The 1379-nt window shown below is 57.4% G+C and carries 1 protein-coding gene; it reads left to right on the top strand.

Features of this window, described 5'->3' with window-relative positions; translation table 11 throughout:
* Positions 1-1379: intermembrane transport protein PqiB (gene pqiB, locus HMPREF3138_RS15755; protein WP_070559166.1), on the top strand; the 1379-nt coding region annotated here is incomplete at both ends.

Genomic DNA, 1379 nt, shown 5'->3' with positions numbered 1-1379 from the left:
GCGGGTAAAACCAAAATCAAAAGCCGCAGCGTTGACGTCGGGGTGGTGGAAACCGTCACGCTGAGTGATGACATGAGCAAGGTAATGGTGCAGGCACGCCTCAATTCCGGTATGGAGAAATTGTTGCACCAGGACTCCGCCTTTTGGGTGGTGAAGCCGCAGATCGGCTATGAAGGCGTCTCCGGCTTGGGTACGCTGCTCTCCGGCGCCTATATCGAACTGCAGCCGGGCAGCAAGGGTAAAGACGGCAAAGACAACTATCAGCTGCTCGACGCGCCACCTTTGGCCCCACCGGATGCCAAAGGGCTGCGCATCGTACTGGACAGCGAGAAATCAGGCCAGCTCAATGCCGGCGATCCAGTGCTGTTCCGCGGCTATCGTGTTGGCTCGGTGGAGACCAGCTACTTCGATCCTAAAGCGCGCGCCATGCGCTATCAGCTGTTCATCACCGCGCCTTACGACCAACTGGTTACCACCAATGTGCGCTTCTGGAAAGACAGCGGCGTGGCGTTCGACATGTCGGCGCAGGGCATGCGGGGGGAGATGAGCTCGCTGACCACGTTGTTTAGTGACGGTGTCAGCTTCGATGTGCCGGACGGTTGGGGCCGCGGTGAGCAGGCGAAAGAGAAGGCGGAATACCAGCTGTTCGACAACCAGCGCAGTACGCAGGATTCGCTGTATACCGAGTATAAGGAATACCTGCTGTTCTTCTCCGATTCGGTACGAGGCCTGCAGCCGGGCGCGCCGGTCGAGTTCCGTGGCATCCGCCTGGGCACGGTGGCGCAGGTGCCATTCTATAAAGAGGGCATGGCGCAGCGTCTGGATAACGATTATCGCATTCCGGTGCTGATCCGCATCGAACCAGATCGACTGCATAAACAGCTGGGCGGCAAATTCGATATCGAATGGCACTTGAAAGACGCCGAGTCACGCGGTCTGCGTGCTTCGATGAAGTCCGCCAACTTGCTGCTTGGTTCGTTGTACATCGATCTCGACTTCTATCCGCAGGAGAAACCGTGGAAAGGACCGCGTGAGGATTTCGGTTATCCGCTGATGCCGACCACCAGCGGCGGTCTGGCGCAGATCCAGCAGAAACTGATGCTGGCGCTGGATAAGATTAATTCGATGCCGATCAATCCGATGATCAACGAAGCGACCAAGACGCTGGCGGAAAGCCAGAAAACGTTGAAGTCGACGCAGCAGACCATGAAGTCGTTGAACGACATCATCGCCAGCAAAGAGATGCAGGCGCTGCCGCAGGACATGCAAAAAACGCTGCTGGAGCTGAACCGCAGCATGAAAGGATTCCAGCCTGGTTCACCGGCTTACAACAAGATGGTAGGCGACATGCAGCGCCTCGACCAGGTGTTGCGTGAGCT

Source organism: Serratia sp. HMSC15F11, from assembly GCF_001808215.1.
Taxonomy (GTDB): Bacteria; Pseudomonadota; Gammaproteobacteria; order Enterobacterales; family Enterobacteriaceae; genus Serratia; species Serratia nevei.
Note: the sequence above shows the minus strand (reverse complement) of the source record. Positions and strands in the feature narration are given on the sequence as shown.